We start from the raw sequence: 18,394 nt of genomic DNA, 5'->3' as shown, positions 1-18,394 counted from the left end.
GATGATAAAAATTGAATTGAAAAATAAAGAAAATCAACTGATTGTTGGTCGAATCGATCATGAGAAAGAACAACAATCATATACTGCGACAGGTGAAGAGATGGCTGTACTTGCGATCAAAGAGTATCCTTACAAAGCAGGAGATAGGATTGTCGTGACAACGGAGGGAAAAGAGCAGTATTTTATCGTCCAGCTTGATGAAACATTGCCGCCCACATTGATTTATTTGCCGGAAAGAACATGGGAATACTTGATTCCATTAACTGAAGCAGCTAGAAAAGCCTCTGTAGAAACAGCATTTCATTCTAAGCGGCATTATTTGATGGTACGAAAAGCATATGCCTTTGAGATCGAAAATTATCAGAATCTTTCGTGTAATGCCCATGACCAAAAAGAACAGTCTGGCGGCTTTCCTCATGCAAGTGCCAATGTAGAAACAAGAGATGATGCAGTCTTTTTTGCTAAAAATGCGATTGATGGAAAATATGGGAATCTCTCTCATGGTTCGTATCCTTTTGCGTCGTGGGGAATCAATCAACAAAAAGATGCAGCATTAACAATTGAATTTGGCCGTCAGGTAGAAGTAGACTGGATCAGATTATTGCTTCGAGCGGATTATCCTCATGATAGTTATTGGACAGAAGTGACATTAGCTTTTTCAGATGGTGAAGAAATCGTTATGAAAACAACAAATGCGACCACGTTTCAGGAAATTAGATTTGCCTTTAAAGAAACAAGCTGTTTAACGATCAAAAATATGAAAAAAGCTGATGATCGGTCACCCTTCCCAGCATTGACACAAGTCGAAGTTTTCGGAAAAAATAAATAATCGTTTAACCATGGTCTCGCTCCAAATAAAGGATCATGGTTTTTTGATGGAGAAATATTTAGGAAGATTCGCTTTTTATTTTTTTTTAAGTTATAATGTTTTTAGTTAATATGTTAACAAGTTAAGGAGCGGTGTATAATGAGCCTACAAGAAAATAAAAAAAAGTTAGTTAAGCTGGGAAAAAATGTGACGTCTTTGTGGTTGGCCGATCGAATCGATGAATGCGTTACTAAAATTGAACGGAATATGGAACGATATGGGACTCAATTTCCTTCAGCTTGTGGAACAAATGGAAAATATCGCATTAAACCCAATGATGATTGGACAAACGGTTTTTGGACAGGAATGTTATGGCTAGCTTATGAATGGACAGGAAACGAAAAATTTTCGGAACGCGCCATGGAAAATATCGTAAGTTTTCAAAAACGTCTAGATGATCATTTTGTGTTAGATCATCATGATATCGGTTTTCTATATAGTTTATCTGCTGGCGCTGGTTTTACGGTCACAGGTAGTGTTCAGTGTAAAAAGGAACTTTTACAAGCCGCTGATGTCTTGATGGCCCGTTTTCAAGCACATGGAAACTTTATCCAAGCATGGGGAAAATACGGTGATCCGAAAGAATACCGCTTGATCATTGATTCTTTGATCAATTTACCACTTTTATTCAAAGCAACAGAACTTTCAGGTGATCCTCGCTATTCGATCGTTGCGACAAAACATTACCAGATGCTACTGAATACGGTAATCAGGGAAAATGCTACCACGTTTCATACTTACTATTTTGATCCAGTAACAGGTATGCCTAGTCATGGGGCGACACATCAAGGAAATAGCGATGAATCGATTTGGGCAAGAGGACAAAGCTGGGCTGTATTAGGGATTCCATTAAACGAAAGTTATCTTCATTCAACCCCTTTTCCGGAGAAGTATCAGGCTGTTGTCGATGTTTTTATTGAACACTTACCTGAAGATCTGGTTCCGTATTGGGATTTTGATTTTGATGATCAACATCCATCTGACAAGGATAGCTCATCATTAGCGATTGCAGCTTGTGGTTTGTTGGAAGCGGAAAAGTTACAGGCATATCCACAGGCTAAAGCAATGGCTAAGGGAATGCTCTATCAATTGGGTGAACAGTATTCAACGAAAAATACACCAGACAATGAAGGGTTGTTGCTACATGGTGTTTACGCGCATTCACAAGGAAAAGGCATCGATGAACCAAATTTATGGGGCGATTATTTTTACTTAGAAGCATTGATCCGATTGGCAAAACCATCGTGGCAAAGATATTGGTAAAGGGGAATGACAATGCAAACGTTTGAGATAAAAGAAGAGTTTTTACTAGATGGTCAACCGATCAAATTGATTAGTGGTGCGATCCATTACTTTCGTATGACACCGAATCAATGGGAAGATAGTTTATATAATTTGAAAGCTTTAGGTGCAAATACTGTTGAGACATACATTCCCTGGAATCTACACGAGTCAATTGAAGGAGAATATGATTTTTCTGGCTTGAAAGATGTCGAAGCTTTTGTAAAATTAGCACAAAAAATCGGTTTGCTAGTGATTTTGCGTCCGTCAGTCTATATATGTGCAGAATGGGAATTTGGTGGGCTGCCAGCTTGGTTATTAAAGGAAAAAGGCATACGTCTTCGTTCGACAGACCCGCGTTTTATGGAGAAAGTCCGTCAGTATTTCAAGGTGTTGATTCCTAGATTAGTCCCACTGCAATTGACACATGGTGGTCCAGTAATCATGATGCAAGTCGAAAATGAATATGGTTCTTATGGGATGGAAAAAGAGTACCTACGTCAAACCAAACAGCTGATGGAAGAGTTAGGTGTGGAGGTTCCCTTATTTACAGCGGATGGTGCTTGGGAAGAAGTATTAGATGCAGGAACGTTGATTGAAGAAGGTATTTTTGTTGCTGGAAACTTTGGTAGTCATTCTAAGGAAAATGCGGAAGTGATGAAGAAATTTATGACACGTCATGGAAAGAAATGGCCGATTATGTGCATGGAATACTGGGATGGCTGGTTTAATCGCTGGAATGAGCCGATCATTAAACGGGACGGAGCGGATTTAGCGACAGAAGTCAAAGAAATGTTAGAAGTTGGTTCGCTCAATTTATATATGTTCCATGGCGGCACCAATTTTGGCTTTTATAATGGTTGTTCAGCACGCGGTGCGTTAGATCTGCCGCAGATTACGAGCTATGACTATGATGCACTGTTGACGGAGTGGGGCGAACCGACGGATAAATATTATCACGTTCAAAAGGCAATCAAGGAAGTTTGCCCAGATGTTTGGCAAGCCGAACCGCGTAAAAAAGAACTCGCAAATTTAGGGATTCATCCTGTGACAGCCAGCGTGTCCTTATTGGCAATCAAAGATACAATGATGAAAGCCCAAAAGACCATGTATCCATTAAGTATGGAAGAAGCAGGCGAAGGTTATGGCTATATGCTCTATTCAGCAAAGCTAAACAATTACTTCCATGAAAATAAATTAAAAATCGTAGAAGCCAATGATCGAGTTCAAATTTATATCGATGGAAAACATCAAGCAACCCAGTATCAAGCAACACTTGGGGAAGAGTTGGTAGTCAATGGCTCTAAGGAGCAAACTCAAATTCAATTGGACGTTTTGGTTGAAAATGTAGGGCGTGTTAATTATGGCTTCAAGCTAAACAGTCCCACCCAGTCAAAAGGGATTCGCGGCGGCATCATGCAGGATATACATTTTCATCAAGGCTATGAACACTATCCGCTGACGCTATCTGAAACGCAATTGCAGGCAATCGACTTTACAGCTCAAAGCAATCCGTTACAGCCCTCATTTTACCAGATAGAGATGGTCTTAGAATACGTAGGGGATACGTTTATCGATTGTTCTAATTATGGCAAGGGTGTTATTGTAGTCAACGGTATGAATCTTGGTCGTTATTGGAATGTGGGACCAGTCCATTCATTGTATTGTCCAAAGGAATTTTTAAAAAATGGGACGAATGAGATTATTATTTTTGAAACAGAGGGCAAAGAAATCACAGAAATTGTCTTTTCAGATCGACCAATTTATCAATAACAACAAATAAAAATAGAAGTAGAAGCGTCAATATTACTCAGCTTCTACTTCTATTTTCGTTTTAAAATATTTCCAGTGCTTATAGCTGACAATGTATTCAGCTATGCTTCCATCTGGAAGATACGAATGTTTTATTTGCTTAACTGCCGGTTCGCGAAAACTCAATTGTAGCAAATGCAGTAGTTCAGGGTCATCGGGGAAAACGATTTCGTTGGTTTCCACTGATGCTAAGGAGAAAAGGTCGATATCGAAGTCTTTGCGAACTCTCTCATACACACTCGCATAGGTAGAGAGATCTTTTGCAATCGGTTCTTTGACTAATTTTTTAGGTAAATGGGTAATATGGACCAAAAAAGGAATCTTGTCAAAAGAGCGAACTCGTATGATTTTGTAATAAGTCGCATTGGCAGATAAACCCAGTTCTTTTAAAATTTGTGGGTCATTTGCTTCTTCTATTGAAATCACTTGAACTTTCTCAGTGTCGAGCGAGTGAAGCTCAATATCAGAAAACTTAACATTTTGAGAGACTTTTGATTTAGAGACGAACGTGCCTTTTCCTTGAATCCGATAAAGATAGCCTGCACTTGTCAATTCATTTAATGCTTTGACGGCAGTAATAGAGCTGACTGAGTATCTGCGCTTGATATCAGCTTCAGAATAGAATTTGTCTCCAGGCGTGAAGGCATGGTTTTTTATTTCACTTAAGAGATCTTGTTTGATCTGTTCATACTTTGGAATCAGGATAGATTACCTCCGTTCTCATAGGATAATGAGTTAAGCATAACATGTTAATTTTACTTTAGCAATTCCTTTGTAGAGTAACTTGTTAGTAAATACAAACAATAAGTAAAGAGTAAGTAAAAAAGATAATATATTAAGATATTAGGTTTACGGATTAGTTAGCATGTGTTATAGTATATTCGTAAGAGACATAACATGTTAAGTAGGGGGACCTGCATTATAGGAGGGAATCAAGTGGAAAACATTGTATTGATAAGCCATGGCGGGATGGCGGAAGGTGTAAAAGTCAGTCTGGAAATGATCGTTGGACAGCAAGAACATGTTCATACGGTATCTTTACGACCTGATGGCGATAATATTCAGTTTGAAAATGAGTTGAAGCTAAAAATGAAAGCCCTTAATGGATCGACGCTGATCATTGCAGATTTATTAGGAGGAACGCCTTGCAATGTAGCTGTGAAAAATTATTTAGAGACAGAAGATGTTGAGATCATTGCAGGTATGACCCTTTCAATCGTGATTGAAGCAGTTGTGAATCAACAAGTTTCTATAGCAGAGCTTGTGTGTTTGGCTAAAGAAAATATTGTAGATGTGAAAGTTGGAATGGATAAGGCTGAAAAAGAGATTACAGCTGCCAATCTAGAAACAGAGCTAAGCAATTTTAGTGAGTATGCTGGAAAAGCAAATATTGTCAATGCACGTATCGATGAGCGATTGATCCACGGACAAGTTGCAGGTATTTGGTCGACTAGTTTGGATACCCAAAGGATCATTGTTGCCAATGATGAGGCTTCGTCTGATCCATTACAAAAGTCTTCCCTAAGAATGGCTGCACCAAGCTCTATGCGGTTATCTGTTTTGCCTGTCGCTGAAGCAGCTGAAAATATTCGTTCAGGAAAATATGGAAAACAAAGACTGTTTCTATTATTCAAAAATCCAACAGATGTTTTACGATTTATTGAAGCAGGAGGCATGATCAAAACAGTAAATGTAGGGAATATGAGCTATAAAGAAGGGGCTCGTGAAGTGACGAAAAGTATTCAAGTATTAGAAGAAGAAGAAGCTATTTTTGAAACGATTTTTTCAAAAGGAGTAAATGTAACCGCTCAATTAGTTCCCAATGATCCCACAATCGATTTTATGAAAAAGTTGAGAAGTTAAGTGAGTTCGTTCTGTAAGAAAAGCTAGCATTGGCTTTTTCAGTTAGAACTAGACGAGCTCACCACGTTTTTAAAATTAGGAGGAATGTTCATGCATTTAGCAGCGTATCAAATTATTCTTATTACAGTTTATGCTTTTATTGCAATCAATGATTCACTTATTTCCAATACGTTGACACAACCAGCGATTGCTGGAATGATCTCTGGAATGATCATGGGGGATTTAAAAACCGGGTTGATGGTTGGCGGAACGTTACAGCTTATGCGCTTAGGGATAGCCGCTTTCGGAGGGGCTTCTGTACCGGATTATTTTACTGGAGCTGTGTTAGGAACAGCGTTTGCTGTTATTTCAGGTAAAGGTGCTGAGTATGGTATTGGGTTGGCTGTTCCTGTATCATTGCTGATGCTCCAATTGGATGTTGTCGCACGATTTTGCAATGTGTTCCTTTTACACCGTGTAGATAAAGCAATCGATAATATGCAGGTCAAACGGATTCCACGATTGGTTTTATCAGGTTCATTTTTGTGGGGATTATCGCGAGCTATTCCCATTTTATTAATGTTATTAGTTGGAGATGCCGCTGTGACAACCATTACTGAAAACATGCCGGAATGGTTGATGACAGGATTGAAAACAGCTGGTGGGGTATTGCCAGTAGTGGGTGTGGGTATTTTACTACGTTATTTACCGACGAAACAATATATTCCTTATTTATTATTAGGTTTCTTTTTAGCAGCATATTTACAAGTCCCTATGTTAGGTGTGTCGATTATTGGAATGGTAGCTGCGATGCTTGTCTTTAAACGTGATAGTGACAAACCAACAGCTCAGGCAAATGCTAGTGTAAGTAATTTTGAAGGAGGGTTTGATGGCGATGAGTAATCAAAAACTAACAAAGCAAGAGTTGAATGCGATCAGTTGGCGCTATATTTTAGGAAGTCAATTGAATTGGAACTATGAACGAATGATGAGCTCTGGTTATCTATATGGTGTTTTACCTGTATTGAAAAAGTTCTACGGCCATGATGAAAAACAATTTCAAGATATGATGCGGACGCATAACCAATTTTTCAATACTAATGCTATCTTTGGGAATTTGATCATGGGAATCGATGTTGCGATTGAGGAACAAGATGGCTACAAAGCAAAAGACACGATCGTGGCCTTAAAAACAGCATTGATGGGTTCACTTGCTGGTGTTGGGGATTCACTATTTCATGTTATTTGGGGAACGATTTTCGGCTCAGTTGCCGGAACACTTGCTCAAAATGGCTCAGTTGTCGGATGTGTGATTTGGATCATTGCCAATATTGCCTTGTTATTTGGTCGAGCAGCATTATTGCCGTTAGGTTACAAACAAGGGGTGAAATTAGTCACAACATTGAAAGATAAATTGTCTGCTTTTACCAATGCAGCAACAGTCTTGGGGGTTACAGTAATTGGCGCCTTGATTCCGTCTGTGATCAAAGCGACAGTACCGTTTGTGTACAAAAAAGATGGCGTTGAACTAGTTATCCAAGATACATTAGATGCAATTTTACCTTCATTGGTACCGATTCTTTTAGTTCTGTTGACTTACTGGATGCTAGGACAAAAGAAATTAAATTCAACACGTGTGATTTGGATCATTTTGATTCTTTCAATCGCATTAAGCGCTTTTGGGATTTTAGGATAATAAAACGAGAGAATAGGTGATTAGATGAAGCGGGTCGATATTTTATCACGTTTAGAGAAAGCGGGTGTGATTGCGGTTGTCCGTGGTGCGACAAAAGAGGAAGCTGTAAAAGCCAGTCAGGCAATTATCAAAGGCGGAATGACTGGGATCGAATTGACCTTCACTGTACCACAAGCAGAAGAAGTAATCAGAGAATTAGCGAAGGAATATAAAAATCAATCAGATATTGTGATCGGGGCCGGTACTGTTTTAGATGAGGTCACTGCACGTTTCGCTATCATGGCGGGTGCTGAATATATTGTCAGTCCAAGTTTTAATGCAAAAACAGCGGAAATCTGTAATTTGTATCAAGTGCCGTACTTGCCAGGCTGTATGACAATCACCGAAGTTCAGGAAGCGTTGAAAAGCGGTGCGGATATCGTGAAATTATTTCCAGGAAGCGCTTATGGACCAACTATTATTTCGGCATTTATGGCGCCGATGCCTCAAGCGAGTATTATGCCGACAGGCGGTGTCAATTTAGAAAATATGGCAGATTGGTTTAAGGCAGGAGCTGTAGCGGTTGGAATTGGCGGAGATTTACTAGCACCAGCGGCTGTGGGGGATTTTCAAAAAGTTTCCGAAAAAGCTAGTCAGTATGCGGCAAAATTAAAAGAAATTAAGGGATGAGTAAATGGGAAAAGTCGTGACTTTAGGAGAAATTATGTTGCGTTTATCTACTCAAGCAGGAAATCGCTTAGTCCAAAGTGATCTTTTACAAGCTCATTATGGTGGTGGCGAAGCCAATGTTGGGATTTCCTTGGCTAATTATGGCCATGATATTATTTTTGCAAGCAAAATTCCAGATACAGCGCTAGGTGATGCAGTCTTTAAACATTTACGGCGTTATAGAATAGATACACGTTTTCTACTGACAGGCGGTCAGCGGCTAGGAACCTATTATTTAGAAACGGGCATTGGTGAACGAGCAGCGTCTGTTTTATACGATCGAGCGGGGTCGAGCTTTGCCGAAATGGATACACTTGAATGGGATTTAGCTGAATTGTTCCGAGAGGTTGACATTTTTCATGTCTCTGGGATCACGCCAGCGTTGTCAAAACGATGGCAGAAAATGACTTTGGAACTGATGAAACAAGCCAAGAAAGCGGGTTGTAATATCAGTTTTGATATCAATTATCGCAGCAAATTATGGAGTCAGCAGGAAGCGGGGCAAACATTACAACAACTTTTACCTTACGTTGATTATTGTTCAGCTGGAAAGTTAGATGCTATTCACTTATTGGGGATCGACGAAGCAACGAGCAAGCAAAAAGTAGATAAAGCTTTTTATTATCGGAAAATGCAGCAAATGTTTCCAAATATTCAACTATTTTACGGCACAAAACGAACCGTCCATTCAGCCAGTGCCAATCAATTGATTGGGACGATTTGGCTAGAAAATAAGTATTACGAATCAAAAATGCATGACATCGATCCAATCGTAGACCGAGTAGGTGCAGGAGATGCGTTTGCTGGCGGAATCTTACATGGTTTACTAGTGGAAATGCTGCCACAAGCAATGGTAGACTTTGCTACGGCTGCTTCGGCATTGAAACATACGATACATGGAGATTGCAATCAATTTAGTAAAGAAGAAGTCGAACGGTTCAAAGAAGTTGGTTCAGGAAAAATAAGTCGTTAAAGGAGCATAATCATGCAAAATATGGAAAATAGATATACACATAGTCCAGAAGATATCCGTCATTATTCGACGGAAGAATTACGTAGAGAATTTTTAGTAGAAAAAGTATTTGCACCAGGTGAAATTAGTCTGACTTATACGCATAATGATCGGATGATTTTCGGAGGCGTAACACCGACAGAAGAGCCCTTAGAAATTATTTTGACAAAAGAACTAGGGGTTGATTATTTCTTAGAACGTAGAGAATTAGGTGTGATCAATATTGGTGGGGCAGGTTCGATCACGATTGATGGTGAAACAGAGCCGATGAAAAAACAAGATGGGTATTATATTGGAAAAGAAACGAAACAAGTTGTTTTTCGGTCAGATGATCCCAAAAACCCAGCTAAATTTTACGTAAACAGTGTGCCAGCACATCACAAATACCCAAATGTGAAAATTAGCATTGATCAAATCAAACCGATGGAAACAGGAGAAGCATTGTCTTTAAATAAACGTAGAATCTACCAATATATTCACCCAAATGTCTGTGAAAGCTGTCAGTTACAAATGGGTTATACCGTATTGGAACCAGGAAGCTCTTGGAATACGATGCCTTGTCATACGCATGAACGTCGCATGGAAGCGTATCTGTATTTTGATTATGCTAATGAAGAGACTCGTGTGTTCCATATGATGGGCAAACCAGATGAAACAAAGCACTTAGTTGTAGCCAATGAACAAGCAATCATTTCGCCAAGTTGGTCGATTCATTCTGGTGTGGGAACAGGAGATTACACCTTTATTTGGTCAATGTGCGGAGAAAATATCACCTATACCGATATGGATATGGTTCCTATGGATCAATTAAAATAGAAAAGAGGCAGTAAAATGGAGTTCAATATGGACATGTTTCACTTAAATGGCAAAGTAGCCTTAGTGACAGGAGCGGTACATGGAATTGGGTTTGAAATTGCTAAATCTTTAGCAGCGGCTGGTGCGACAATCGTATTTAATAATTTGTCGCAAGAATCTGTGGACAAAGGACTAGCCCTTTATCAAGCAGCTGGCATTGAAGCAAAAGGTTACGCATGCGATGTAACCGATGAAAAAGCAGTTACTACCACGATCAAACAAATCAAAGCAGACGTGGGCTCAATCGACATTTTAGTCAATAACGCGGGAATCATCAAACGAATCCCGATGATCGAAATGTCTGCTGCAGAATTTAGAGAAGTAGTCGATGTGGATCTAAACGCGCCATTTATTATGGCTAAAGCGGTGATTCCAGATATGATCGAAAAAGGTGGCGGCAAAATCATCAATATTTGTTCAATGATGAGTGAATTAGGTCGAGAAACAGTCAGTGCCTATGCTGCGGCTAAAGGTGGCTTAAAAATGCTGACAAAAAATATTGCTTCTGAATATGGGCAGTACAATATCCAATGTAACGGGATTGGTCCAGGTTATATTGCGACGCCACAAACAGCACCATTGAGAGAAGTGCAGGCAGACGGTGAGCGCCATCCTTTTGACCAATTCATCGTGGGGCGGACACCTGCTGCGCGTTGGGGTGAGCCAGTAGATTTAGCAGGTCCTGCCGTTTTTTTAGCTTCAAGTGCTTCTGACTTTGTCAATGGGCATATTTTATATGTGGATGGCGGCATTTTAGCGTATATTGGCAAACAACCATAAGTAAAGAACTTATAATAGTAACAAGAGACCCATAATCAGTGTAATTGTATTATGGGTTCATGATTATAGTTATAATGTAAACGCTTGCTTTTTGTTACTGGATATTTTATCGTAAATTGCATAGTTGTTAGGTCAAAGAAGGAGGGTATCAAATGATACGTTTACACAAAAATATATTGTTCATGTTAGGCTGTTCCTTGTTGGTGGGGAGTTTTTCGTATGGAATGAATAGTAAGAGCTTTGCAGAAGAGGGAATAGAAAACAATCAAACGTCGAATAGTTTTTATGAGTCGGATTTTACTAAGCAAATAGGTGATTGGCAGGATGTTGTTGGAAAGTCTGATAAAGTGATTGGCAGCAATGGTTTGACTATTGGAAATACTAAACAGGGAACAAGTCTAGAATCGGTTTCCCTAAACAAAAATGCAGGAGCTAGAAGTGCGGGTGATTTAGAATATACTTTTTTATACGAAGGACAAACGAATTTTGGTTTGGTTTTCCGTGGTGATGTACAAGACTCAAAAAAATGGCAGTCTTTCGCTTATACCCGCGATGGCCAGTGGCAATTAGGGCAACCAGGAGGTAAATGGCTCACTAATATCACTGGAGCAACATTGATTTCAGGACAACGCTATAAATTGATGATTCGTTATGAAGGGAAAAGTATTAAAGCCTTTTTGAACGATCAAGTCTTGTATGAAAATAATGAAGTGATTTATCCCAATACCTCCGCTTCTATTGATGGCGATTGGAATGGCTACTCAGGAATTCGTTTGTTTGGAAACTTATCAAAATTGAATGTATTGTCAATGCGTAGTGGGGAGGTAGGAAGTATTCCTGTTGAAGAGGGAACAAATGAATATACTAGTTTAAAAGAAAAATGGAAAAATCAATTGGTCTCTGAGCAATATGATGCAACAAACACGACCGTTGTTCAATATGTTCAAAAACTTTCTGAAGAAGCGGAGCAATTATATCAAGCGTTAAATAAAGAGCCAAATCGAACATTTCTGTGGCCTGTTGAACAAGGAAACACCCCTTCCGCAGATTTGACGACCCAATTTACTAAATTACAGAAATTAGCGTTAGCCTATGGTACCAAGGGGAGTGTTTATTACAAAGATCAGCAAATTGCCGCAACAATCGAAAGTGGTCTCGATTTTATGGTCACTAAAAAAGGTTATGATGGAAAAAAATATCATGGCAATTGGTGGGATTGGCAAATCGGTGTGCCGCAAAAATTTGTTGGGATTTTAATGATCCTTGGAGAGAACATCTCACAAGCGAAGCAACAGCAATATACAGCAGCAATGAGTGGCTATGTGCCAGATCCATTTAAGCAATTGTATACAAAAACCCAAGGGGATTTTGTCGATTTAGCATTTATCCCAAATTTTGTGACCTCGGGAGCTAACCGGACAGATCTTGCTCAAACCGTTTTAGCATTGGGGATTTTACAAGAAAACGAAGGGAAAATCAGCCAAGCATCCAGTAGTATCGTAGAGGTGTTCAAACTTGTGAATAAAGGCGATGGCTTTTATCAAGACGGCTCATTTATTCAGCATAATAATATTCCCTATACAGGTTCATACGGAAATGTATTGATGAAAGGTGTTGGACAGATTTTAGCGATCACTAAAGATTCTAAATTTGAAATGGCACCAGATATCGTGCAGTCATTCGTTGAAAATATTGACAGGGCCTTTATTCCTCTGATCTATCAAGGAGAAATGATGCCAGGCGTCAATGGTCGCTCAATTTCTAGAGCACCTGCTAAAACGAAAGCCGGCTATGGTTCCACTACACTTTATAATTTATTAATCGTATCCAAATTTGCTCCAGCGGACTATCAACAAAAATTCAAAGAAGCAGCTAAATATTGGATGAAAGAAAATCCTACGTATTACTTAACCAATGCGAGAGATTATAATGATTTGCAGATGACGATGTCATTATTAGATGATTCACTGATTACTGGGGCTGCATTGCCGTTTATTGGTACGAAAATGTATGCTTCTATGGATCGCTTTGTCCAAAGAACACCAAATTACCAGTTGGGATTGAGTCTGTATTCTAGTCGGATTTCATCCTTTGAAGCAGGGAATAAAGAAAATAAACGTGGTTGGCATACAGCAGATGGTATGATCTATTTATATAATGATGATCAGGTTCAGTTTAATTCAGCATACTGGCCAACTGTCGATCCGTATCGCTTACCAGGCACCACAGTTGACACTATTCCTTTAAAAGACGAAATCTCATCTTTTACTACTGTTACGTCAAAAGAAAATTGGGTTGGTGGGGTAGCGCTGGATGATCAAGCTGTTGTAGGGATGGCACTAAACAAAACCGGTACAAAAAATAATGGTACGGTATTGCCGATGAATGTTCAAGGGAAAAAATCATGGTTTGTAATAGATGGACAAATTGTGGCGCTTGGAGCGGGTATTACAGGGAATACCACAGCTTCAATCGAAACGATCGTAGATAATCGTTTGTTGAATGATGACTATACGTATCAAGTCTTATCAAACAACGGCCCGATACAAGAGACCAAAGAAAGTAGTGCTAAAGAATGGTTACTTTTAAAATCTGACCACCAAAAGGCGAATATCGGGTACTATTTCCCAGGGAATACTACAGTGGATGTGATCAGTGAAGTTCGTAAAGGCACCTATGCTGATATCAATGAAGCTTTTCCAAGTAATGATGTTTATATAGGAAACTATCGGAAGTTTCTTCTTAATCACGGGAAAAATCCTACGAACGAGCAATACGCATATGTAACACTACCGGGAATTGATGAAGCAGGAATGAAAACATATGCAGCAGAAAAGCCAGTAACGATTTTAGCCAATTCAGCAGATATCCAAGCGGTAGAATTAAAAAAAGCTCATTATTTAGGTATAAACATCTGGAAAGACACCGGCGGCAGCATTTCTGGCATCACTTCTAACAAAGCTGTGTCGTTAATGCGCAAAAATAATGATGGCAAGAAAACTTACGTATTATCAGACCCTACTCAGTCAAATACTGTGATGACGGTCAAATTACCAAAGGATTTCACTAAAATTTTGACGTTGAGTGAAGGAATCACATATGATGAAGCAACAGCAACTTTCACAATTCATTTTGAAAATTCAGGTGGAAGTAGTAAGCAAATTATTGTAGAGTAATAGAATATCAATTGCGTTCATCTTAGACTTCTTGTGTTCTAGAGAAGCCTAAGATGGATGTCTTTTTTTTGCGTAATAGGCACTCAAACGAATAAATGGAATCCCTCCTAGCGTGATTAGCCCGAGCATAAAAAATAATTGTTGATAACCATCAATAGAAAAATAGTGAATAAAGAGAGCGCCGACGACAGGTCCTAGTGAATTACCTAGTTTTGTCAATTCCGCTAATCCAAAATAAAATCCCTTGTTGTGGCTAGGGGCAAGGGAATCAATCAAAAAGTCAAAGCGTGCACCTAACAATAATTCTCCTAGACTATTGGTCAGCGCAATAAAAAATACGGCAATAGAATGAGAGGCCTGAGGCAATAACCACAAACTGAGACAAAAAAAACTATTGCTTGCCGTGATAATCGAATAGGAAGAAAAAGATTTCGTAACTCTTAAAACAGGGAATTGTAAAAGTAAGATCATCGCTGCATTCATAGTCAAAATCAAACTATACAATCTAACGCCATCATCAAAGAGTGCACTGCTCGCAAGAAACTGTGGAACGGTTGAATTGAACTGAGCGTACGCAAAATAGGAAAAAGTGATTCCTGCGAGCAGTAAAAGATAAGGAACAAACGTTGTTTTAGTCAGTTTCGATTCCTCGATTGATTCAGAGGAAACCTTTTTCGTATTGGCTGGAGATAGGGGCATCACAAACCTATTGGCAATGCCATAAAGAATATACAAAATCCCTAATAGTAAGTAAGAACGAAGGGAATGTTTGACATGAAACAACAAGCTTAGTAACGGACCTAAAAAACCACCAATGTTGATTGCGGCATATCTAAAATTATAAACGATGATTCGTTGCTCGGGTTTGGAATGAAATGACAATGCTTTTTTTGAAGTTGGTTCAAAAATAACATAGCACAATCCATTAAGAGCATTTAACAATAGGAACAAATAAAAAGATTCAGCAAAGTAAAAACAGGAAAAAGTGACGCCCCACAAAATTGGAATATAAGTGAGGATCGTACGGCTATTGAATTTGTCAGATAAAAAACCACCCAAAGGACTACCTAAAACATTGATCAAAGGCCCAACACCTAGAATATAGCCAATTTGAAGTGCTGAAAAATGGCATTTATTGGAAAGATAGATTGCCAAAAAAGGAGTACTCATAAATAGGACTGTCCGAGTAAACAATGTTCCTAGTAGCAATACTTTTACTTCTGTACTTATTTTTTTCATTATGATCCCCTCCTAAATCGTTCTCAAGTATGGTACCATGATGAAAAATAAACCAGTTTTTTGTTGCGTATACGCAACAATTTCGAGGAGGACCATGATGCATTTTGGACAAACAATCAAACAAATTCGCCTGTCAAGAAGTCTTAGCCAAGAAGAATTATGTCAGGGAATCATGAGTCGTTCTAATTTATCCAGATTTGAAAACCAGCGCTTTATTCCAAGTTTTGACAAGGTTTTAAAGTTATTGGAAAGATTGACCGTTACCTTAGATGAATTTATGTATATCAATAGAGATTTCTTGCCAAGCCGCTATGAGCACTATTACCTTAAACTGATTCAAGCAGAAAATTACAAAAATAAATCAATGTTATTAGAAGTAACAAAACAAATTAGTGAGAATAAACAGGAAAGCACTGAATTTTACGAATTATTTTTACTCTCTCAACTGGCTTTGCTTGAAAATGGTTTGACAGCAGGACTAACAGTAGAGGATGTTGCGTTATATATACGTCCAAGATTATTTGATTTAGAGAATTGGTTGTTCTTTGATTTTCGTTGCTTGAATAATTTTTTGAACGTATTCGAAATAGAAGAAGCTGTGTTTCTTTATGATCGAGCAATCAAAGAATTTTCGAAGTATGACGGTTTTACGAAAGAAAATAATGTGAAAATCCACTTATCTTTAAACATGGGGCAACGGATGATGGAGGCTAGACAGCCTGAAAAAGCTGTCAGTTACTTTGAAAAAGCCAAACAATATGCGAATCAAAAAAATAAACTCTATCAAGAAATAATGAGTGATCTATTTATTGAAAAGATTTTGCTTGAGAAAGATAGCATTTATCGAAATCGAACGTATACGGAACTGCTCGATTTAATGACTGAATTAGGCTATAAGTCGTGGGTTCAATCGCTGACTTCTTATACAAGTTAAACGATGGCTATTTTTTTGTTGACATTTTTCCTTAATAGCAGTAAGATTTAAATGTAACTTAGAATGTTACTAAGAGTTGGAGTGATAGACATGGCCATGTCGACGAAATTAAGTGTTGCGATCCATATCCTCAGTTTGATTGAAATCGGACCACCCAATCGTGTTAATTCTGAATTGATCGCATCTAGTGTCAATACGAATCCAGTCGTTGTTAGACGATTGATGAGCAAGCTGAAAAAAGCTGGACTCATTCATACAAGTAGAGGGGCAACCCAGACCTATTTACTGAAAAAGCCAGAAGACATATCCCTATATGATATCTATGAAGCAGTTGAGTTAGAACATGAGCTATTCAATATCCATCAAAACCCTAATCCAAACTGTCTAGTAGGCGCAAATATTCAACTGGCTTTAGAAGAGCAATATACAAGAATACAGCATAGCATGGAAGCCGAATTAAAAGAGATCGCTTTATCTGAGGTGATTCATCAAATTAAGCTACAAGAGACCTGAACGTGTCTCTTCTCTTTTTAAATTTAAATGTAACAAAAAAAGTTTCATTAGAAGAAAGGAAGAATAAACATGAAAGTAGCAATTTTAGGAGCAAATGGTAAAGCAGGTTCAGCAATTTTGAAAGAGGCCAAAAAACGTGGCTTAGACGTAACAGCTATCGTTCGTGATGCAGCAAAAATCACTGATGGTACACCTGTTCTTGAAAAAGATGTGTATAGTTTAACGACAGAGGATATCTCAGACTTTGACGTTTTGGTCAGCGCCCTAGGATTTTGGGGAGATGTTAGTGAATTTACTGGCTCAACACAACGTTTGATCGATATCTTAACCAATCAAAAAACGCGATTATTAGTAGTAGGAGGCGCGGGAAGTCTATATGTTGATCCTGAGCATACTGTACGTTTGAGTGAAACACCAGATTTTCCAGATGGGTTTAAGCCGTTAGCTACGGCGATGGGGAAAGGGCTTAATCTATTAGAAGCAGCTAAAAATGTGAACTGGACATATCTTAGCCCAGCAGCAGAATTTGATGCAGAGGGCCCAGCAACCGGTCAGTATGTTGTAGCTGGTGAAGAATTAGCAACGGATAAAGATGGTAAGAGTTATATTTCTTATGCTGACTATGCCATTGCAATGGTCGACGAGATTGAAAAAAATGCTCATCCAAATCAACGTTTTAGTGTTCATCAATAAAAATGAGGAAGAGAAGTTAAGACAAAACGTTTGGTGTTTTGTCTTAACTTCTCTTATTCTATCTAACACTATTGATAGGCTCTTGTAAGAGGAATCCAAGGCAAAAAAGATTCCTTTATTTTATAATACTTTGGGTAAACTAGGAAGGAGCATGTCATAATGGAAAGTTTAACCACAAGTAAGTTCAAAGGATTCACAACATTTGATTTAAAAATAATAGGAATTGTTCTCATGTTTATCGATCATATTCATCAGATGTTTGTTCCAATGGGAGCACCTGATTGGTTGGATTGGTTCGGAAGACCTGTTGCAACACTTTTCTTTTTTGTTAGTGTGGTCGGATTTAGTCATACAAGAAGTAAAGAGAAATATATGTTGCGTTTGTATATAGGAATGCTCATCATGACGTTGGGAAGTTTTACTTTACAGCAAATTGTCGGTTATGAAGAAGTTCAGTTAATGAATAATATTTTTCGTGATCTTTTAGTCGGAACATTGATGATGTATGGCATCGATAAAATTTCGGAGGGGCGTTCAAGCAAAACGTTTAGCAAGATAGCATTGGGGATTGTGATCATATTGTTTCCAATCATTTCATCAGGCATTTTAATGTTACTTATGTCAAATCCAAGTGCGATCATGGTAGCAGTCTGGGGTGTGAATGTTATTCCAGCACTACTATTTACTGAAAATAGTTTCATGGTCTTGTTGATTCCGTTGTTGTATTTAGCTAAAAATCACCGTTGGTTACAATGTATGTTAATTGCCTTGACTGCAGTATTTTTCTTTTTTCAAGGCTCGACACAATGGATGATGATTTTTGCTGTACTGCCTATTATGTTGTTCAATGGAGAAAAAGGACGAGGCATGAAAAACTTTTTTTATGTATTCTATCCACTGCATATTTGGCTATTGTACTTAATTTCTGCATATGTATTTATGCATTGATCGTTGTAAATAAAAAAGGTTGGTGCAGAAGTTTTTC

17 protein-coding genes are annotated in these 18,394 nt (G+C 38.4%); 15 read left to right on the top strand and 2 right to left on the bottom strand.

The features are described from left to right. The first annotated feature begins 1 nt into the window (after position 1). The 3 genes from BCR24_RS09930 to BCR24_RS09920 all read left to right on the top strand — a co-directional run bounded on the left by BCR24_RS09930 (position 2) and on the right by BCR24_RS09920 (position 3,922). Positions 2–829 carry a hypothetical protein gene (locus BCR24_RS09930; protein ID WP_069640395.1) on the top strand — a complete coding sequence of 276 codons (828 nt, stop codon included), beginning with the start codon at positions 2–4 and terminating at the stop codon, positions 827–829. Between the two features lie 138 nt (positions 830–967). Beyond that, a complete protein-coding gene (locus BCR24_RS09925) occupies positions 968–2,131 on the top strand; it encodes a glycoside hydrolase family 88 protein (protein WP_069640394.1) in 1,164 nt (387 codons plus the stop codon). A 12-nt stretch (positions 2,132–2,143) separates the two neighbouring features. Next, the gene (locus tag BCR24_RS09920) at positions 2,144–3,922 is read left to right on the top strand and encodes a glycoside hydrolase family 35 protein (RefSeq protein ID WP_069640393.1); all 1,779 of its coding nucleotides are present in this window, start codon (positions 2,144–2,146) and stop codon (positions 3,920–3,922) included. A 33-nt stretch (positions 3,923–3,955) separates the two neighbouring features. Here the strand turns inward: BCR24_RS09920 and BCR24_RS09915 are convergent, their stop codons facing one another. Continuing rightward, positions 3,956–4,663: a GntR family transcriptional regulator gene (locus BCR24_RS09915; RefSeq protein ID WP_069640392.1), complete on the bottom strand. Its 708-nt coding sequence runs from the start codon at positions 4,661–4,663 to the stop codon at positions 3,956–3,958. A 234-nt stretch (positions 4,664–4,897) separates the two neighbouring features. Here BCR24_RS09915 and BCR24_RS16510 point away from each other — a divergent pair, with 234 nt between their 5' ends. The 8 genes from BCR24_RS16510 (at position 4,898) to hylB (ending at position 14,030) form a co-directional block, all read left to right on the top strand. Then, positions 4,898–5,824, top strand: coding sequence for a PTS sugar transporter subunit IIAB (locus tag BCR24_RS16510; RefSeq protein WP_083244380.1), 927 nt, complete (start codon positions 4,898–4,900; stop codon positions 5,822–5,824). Between the two features lie 90 nt (positions 5,825–5,914). Beyond that, entirely contained in the window at positions 5,915–6,706 is a 792-nt protein-coding gene (locus BCR24_RS09905) for a PTS mannose/fructose/sorbose/N-acetylgalactosamine transporter subunit IIC (RefSeq protein WP_069640391.1), read from the top strand. Further along, positions 6,699–7,499, top strand: a complete 801-nt coding sequence (locus tag BCR24_RS09900) for a PTS system mannose/fructose/sorbose family transporter subunit IID (RefSeq protein WP_204638607.1) — start codon at positions 6,699–6,701, stop codon at positions 7,497–7,499. Before BCR24_RS09905 ends, BCR24_RS09900 begins: the two co-directional genes overlap by 8 nt. 24 nt (positions 7,500–7,523) lie before the next feature. Then, complete coding sequence (locus BCR24_RS09895; RefSeq protein ID WP_069640389.1) at positions 7,524–8,168, top strand: bifunctional 4-hydroxy-2-oxoglutarate aldolase/2-dehydro-3-deoxy-phosphogluconate aldolase; 645 nt, start codon at positions 7,524–7,526, stop codon at positions 8,166–8,168. 4 nt (positions 8,169–8,172) lie between these two features. Continuing rightward, positions 8,173–9,180 (top strand): sugar kinase, encoded by a 1,008-nt coding sequence (locus BCR24_RS09890; protein WP_069640388.1) that lies wholly within the window; start codon positions 8,173–8,175, stop codon positions 9,178–9,180. A 12-nt stretch (positions 9,181–9,192) separates the two neighbouring features. Continuing rightward, on the top strand, positions 9,193–10,035 hold the full coding sequence (gene kduI / locus BCR24_RS09885) for a 5-dehydro-4-deoxy-D-glucuronate isomerase (protein WP_069640387.1): 843 nt from the start codon (positions 9,193–9,195) through the stop codon (positions 10,033–10,035). Between the two features lie 15 nt (positions 10,036–10,050). Further along, positions 10,051–10,854 carry a gluconate 5-dehydrogenase gene (locus BCR24_RS09880; protein WP_069640386.1) on the top strand — a complete coding sequence of 268 codons (804 nt, stop codon included), beginning with the start codon at positions 10,051–10,053 and terminating at the stop codon, positions 10,852–10,854. A gap of 152 nt (positions 10,855–11,006) precedes the next feature. Beyond that, positions 11,007–14,030 carry a hyaluronate lyase HylB gene (gene hylB, locus BCR24_RS09875; protein ID WP_069640385.1) on the top strand — a complete coding sequence of 1,008 codons (3,024 nt, stop codon included), beginning with the start codon at positions 11,007–11,009 and terminating at the stop codon, positions 14,028–14,030. A gap of 48 nt (positions 14,031–14,078) precedes the next feature. Here the strand turns inward: hylB and BCR24_RS09870 are convergent, their stop codons facing one another. Next, positions 14,079–15,269, bottom strand: coding sequence for an MFS transporter (locus tag BCR24_RS09870; RefSeq protein ID WP_069640384.1), 1,191 nt, complete (start codon positions 15,267–15,269; stop codon positions 14,079–14,081). A 97-nt stretch (positions 15,270–15,366) separates the two neighbouring features. Here BCR24_RS09870 and BCR24_RS09865 point away from each other — a divergent pair, with 97 nt between their 5' ends. From BCR24_RS09865 to BCR24_RS09850, 4 genes are all read left to right on the top strand, one after another. Further along, positions 15,367–16,203, top strand: coding sequence for a helix-turn-helix domain-containing protein (locus tag BCR24_RS09865; protein ID WP_069640383.1), 837 nt, complete (start codon positions 15,367–15,369; stop codon positions 16,201–16,203). Between the two features lie 90 nt (positions 16,204–16,293). Next, complete coding sequence (locus BCR24_RS09860; RefSeq protein WP_069640382.1) at positions 16,294–16,716, top strand: Rrf2 family transcriptional regulator; 423 nt, start codon at positions 16,294–16,296, stop codon at positions 16,714–16,716. 69 nt (positions 16,717–16,785) lie between these two features. Then, positions 16,786–17,409: an NAD(P)-dependent oxidoreductase gene (locus tag BCR24_RS09855; RefSeq protein WP_069640381.1), complete on the top strand. Its 624-nt coding sequence runs from the start codon at positions 16,786–16,788 to the stop codon at positions 17,407–17,409. Positions 17,410–17,568: 159 nt separating this feature from the next. Beyond that, the gene (locus BCR24_RS09850) at positions 17,569–18,357 is read left to right on the top strand and encodes a TraX family protein (RefSeq protein ID WP_069640380.1); all 789 of its coding nucleotides are present in this window, start codon (positions 17,569–17,571) and stop codon (positions 18,355–18,357) included. The last annotated feature ends 37 nt before the right edge of the window (positions 18,358–18,394 follow it).

Origin of the sequence: Enterococcus ureilyticus (assembly GCF_001730315.1) — a bacterium.
GTDB lineage: Bacteria > Bacillota > Bacilli > Lactobacillales > Enterococcaceae > Enterococcus_L > Enterococcus_L ureilyticus.
The sequence above is the reverse complement of the archived record's forward strand: the minus strand, read 5'-3'. Positions and strand labels throughout refer to the sequence as shown.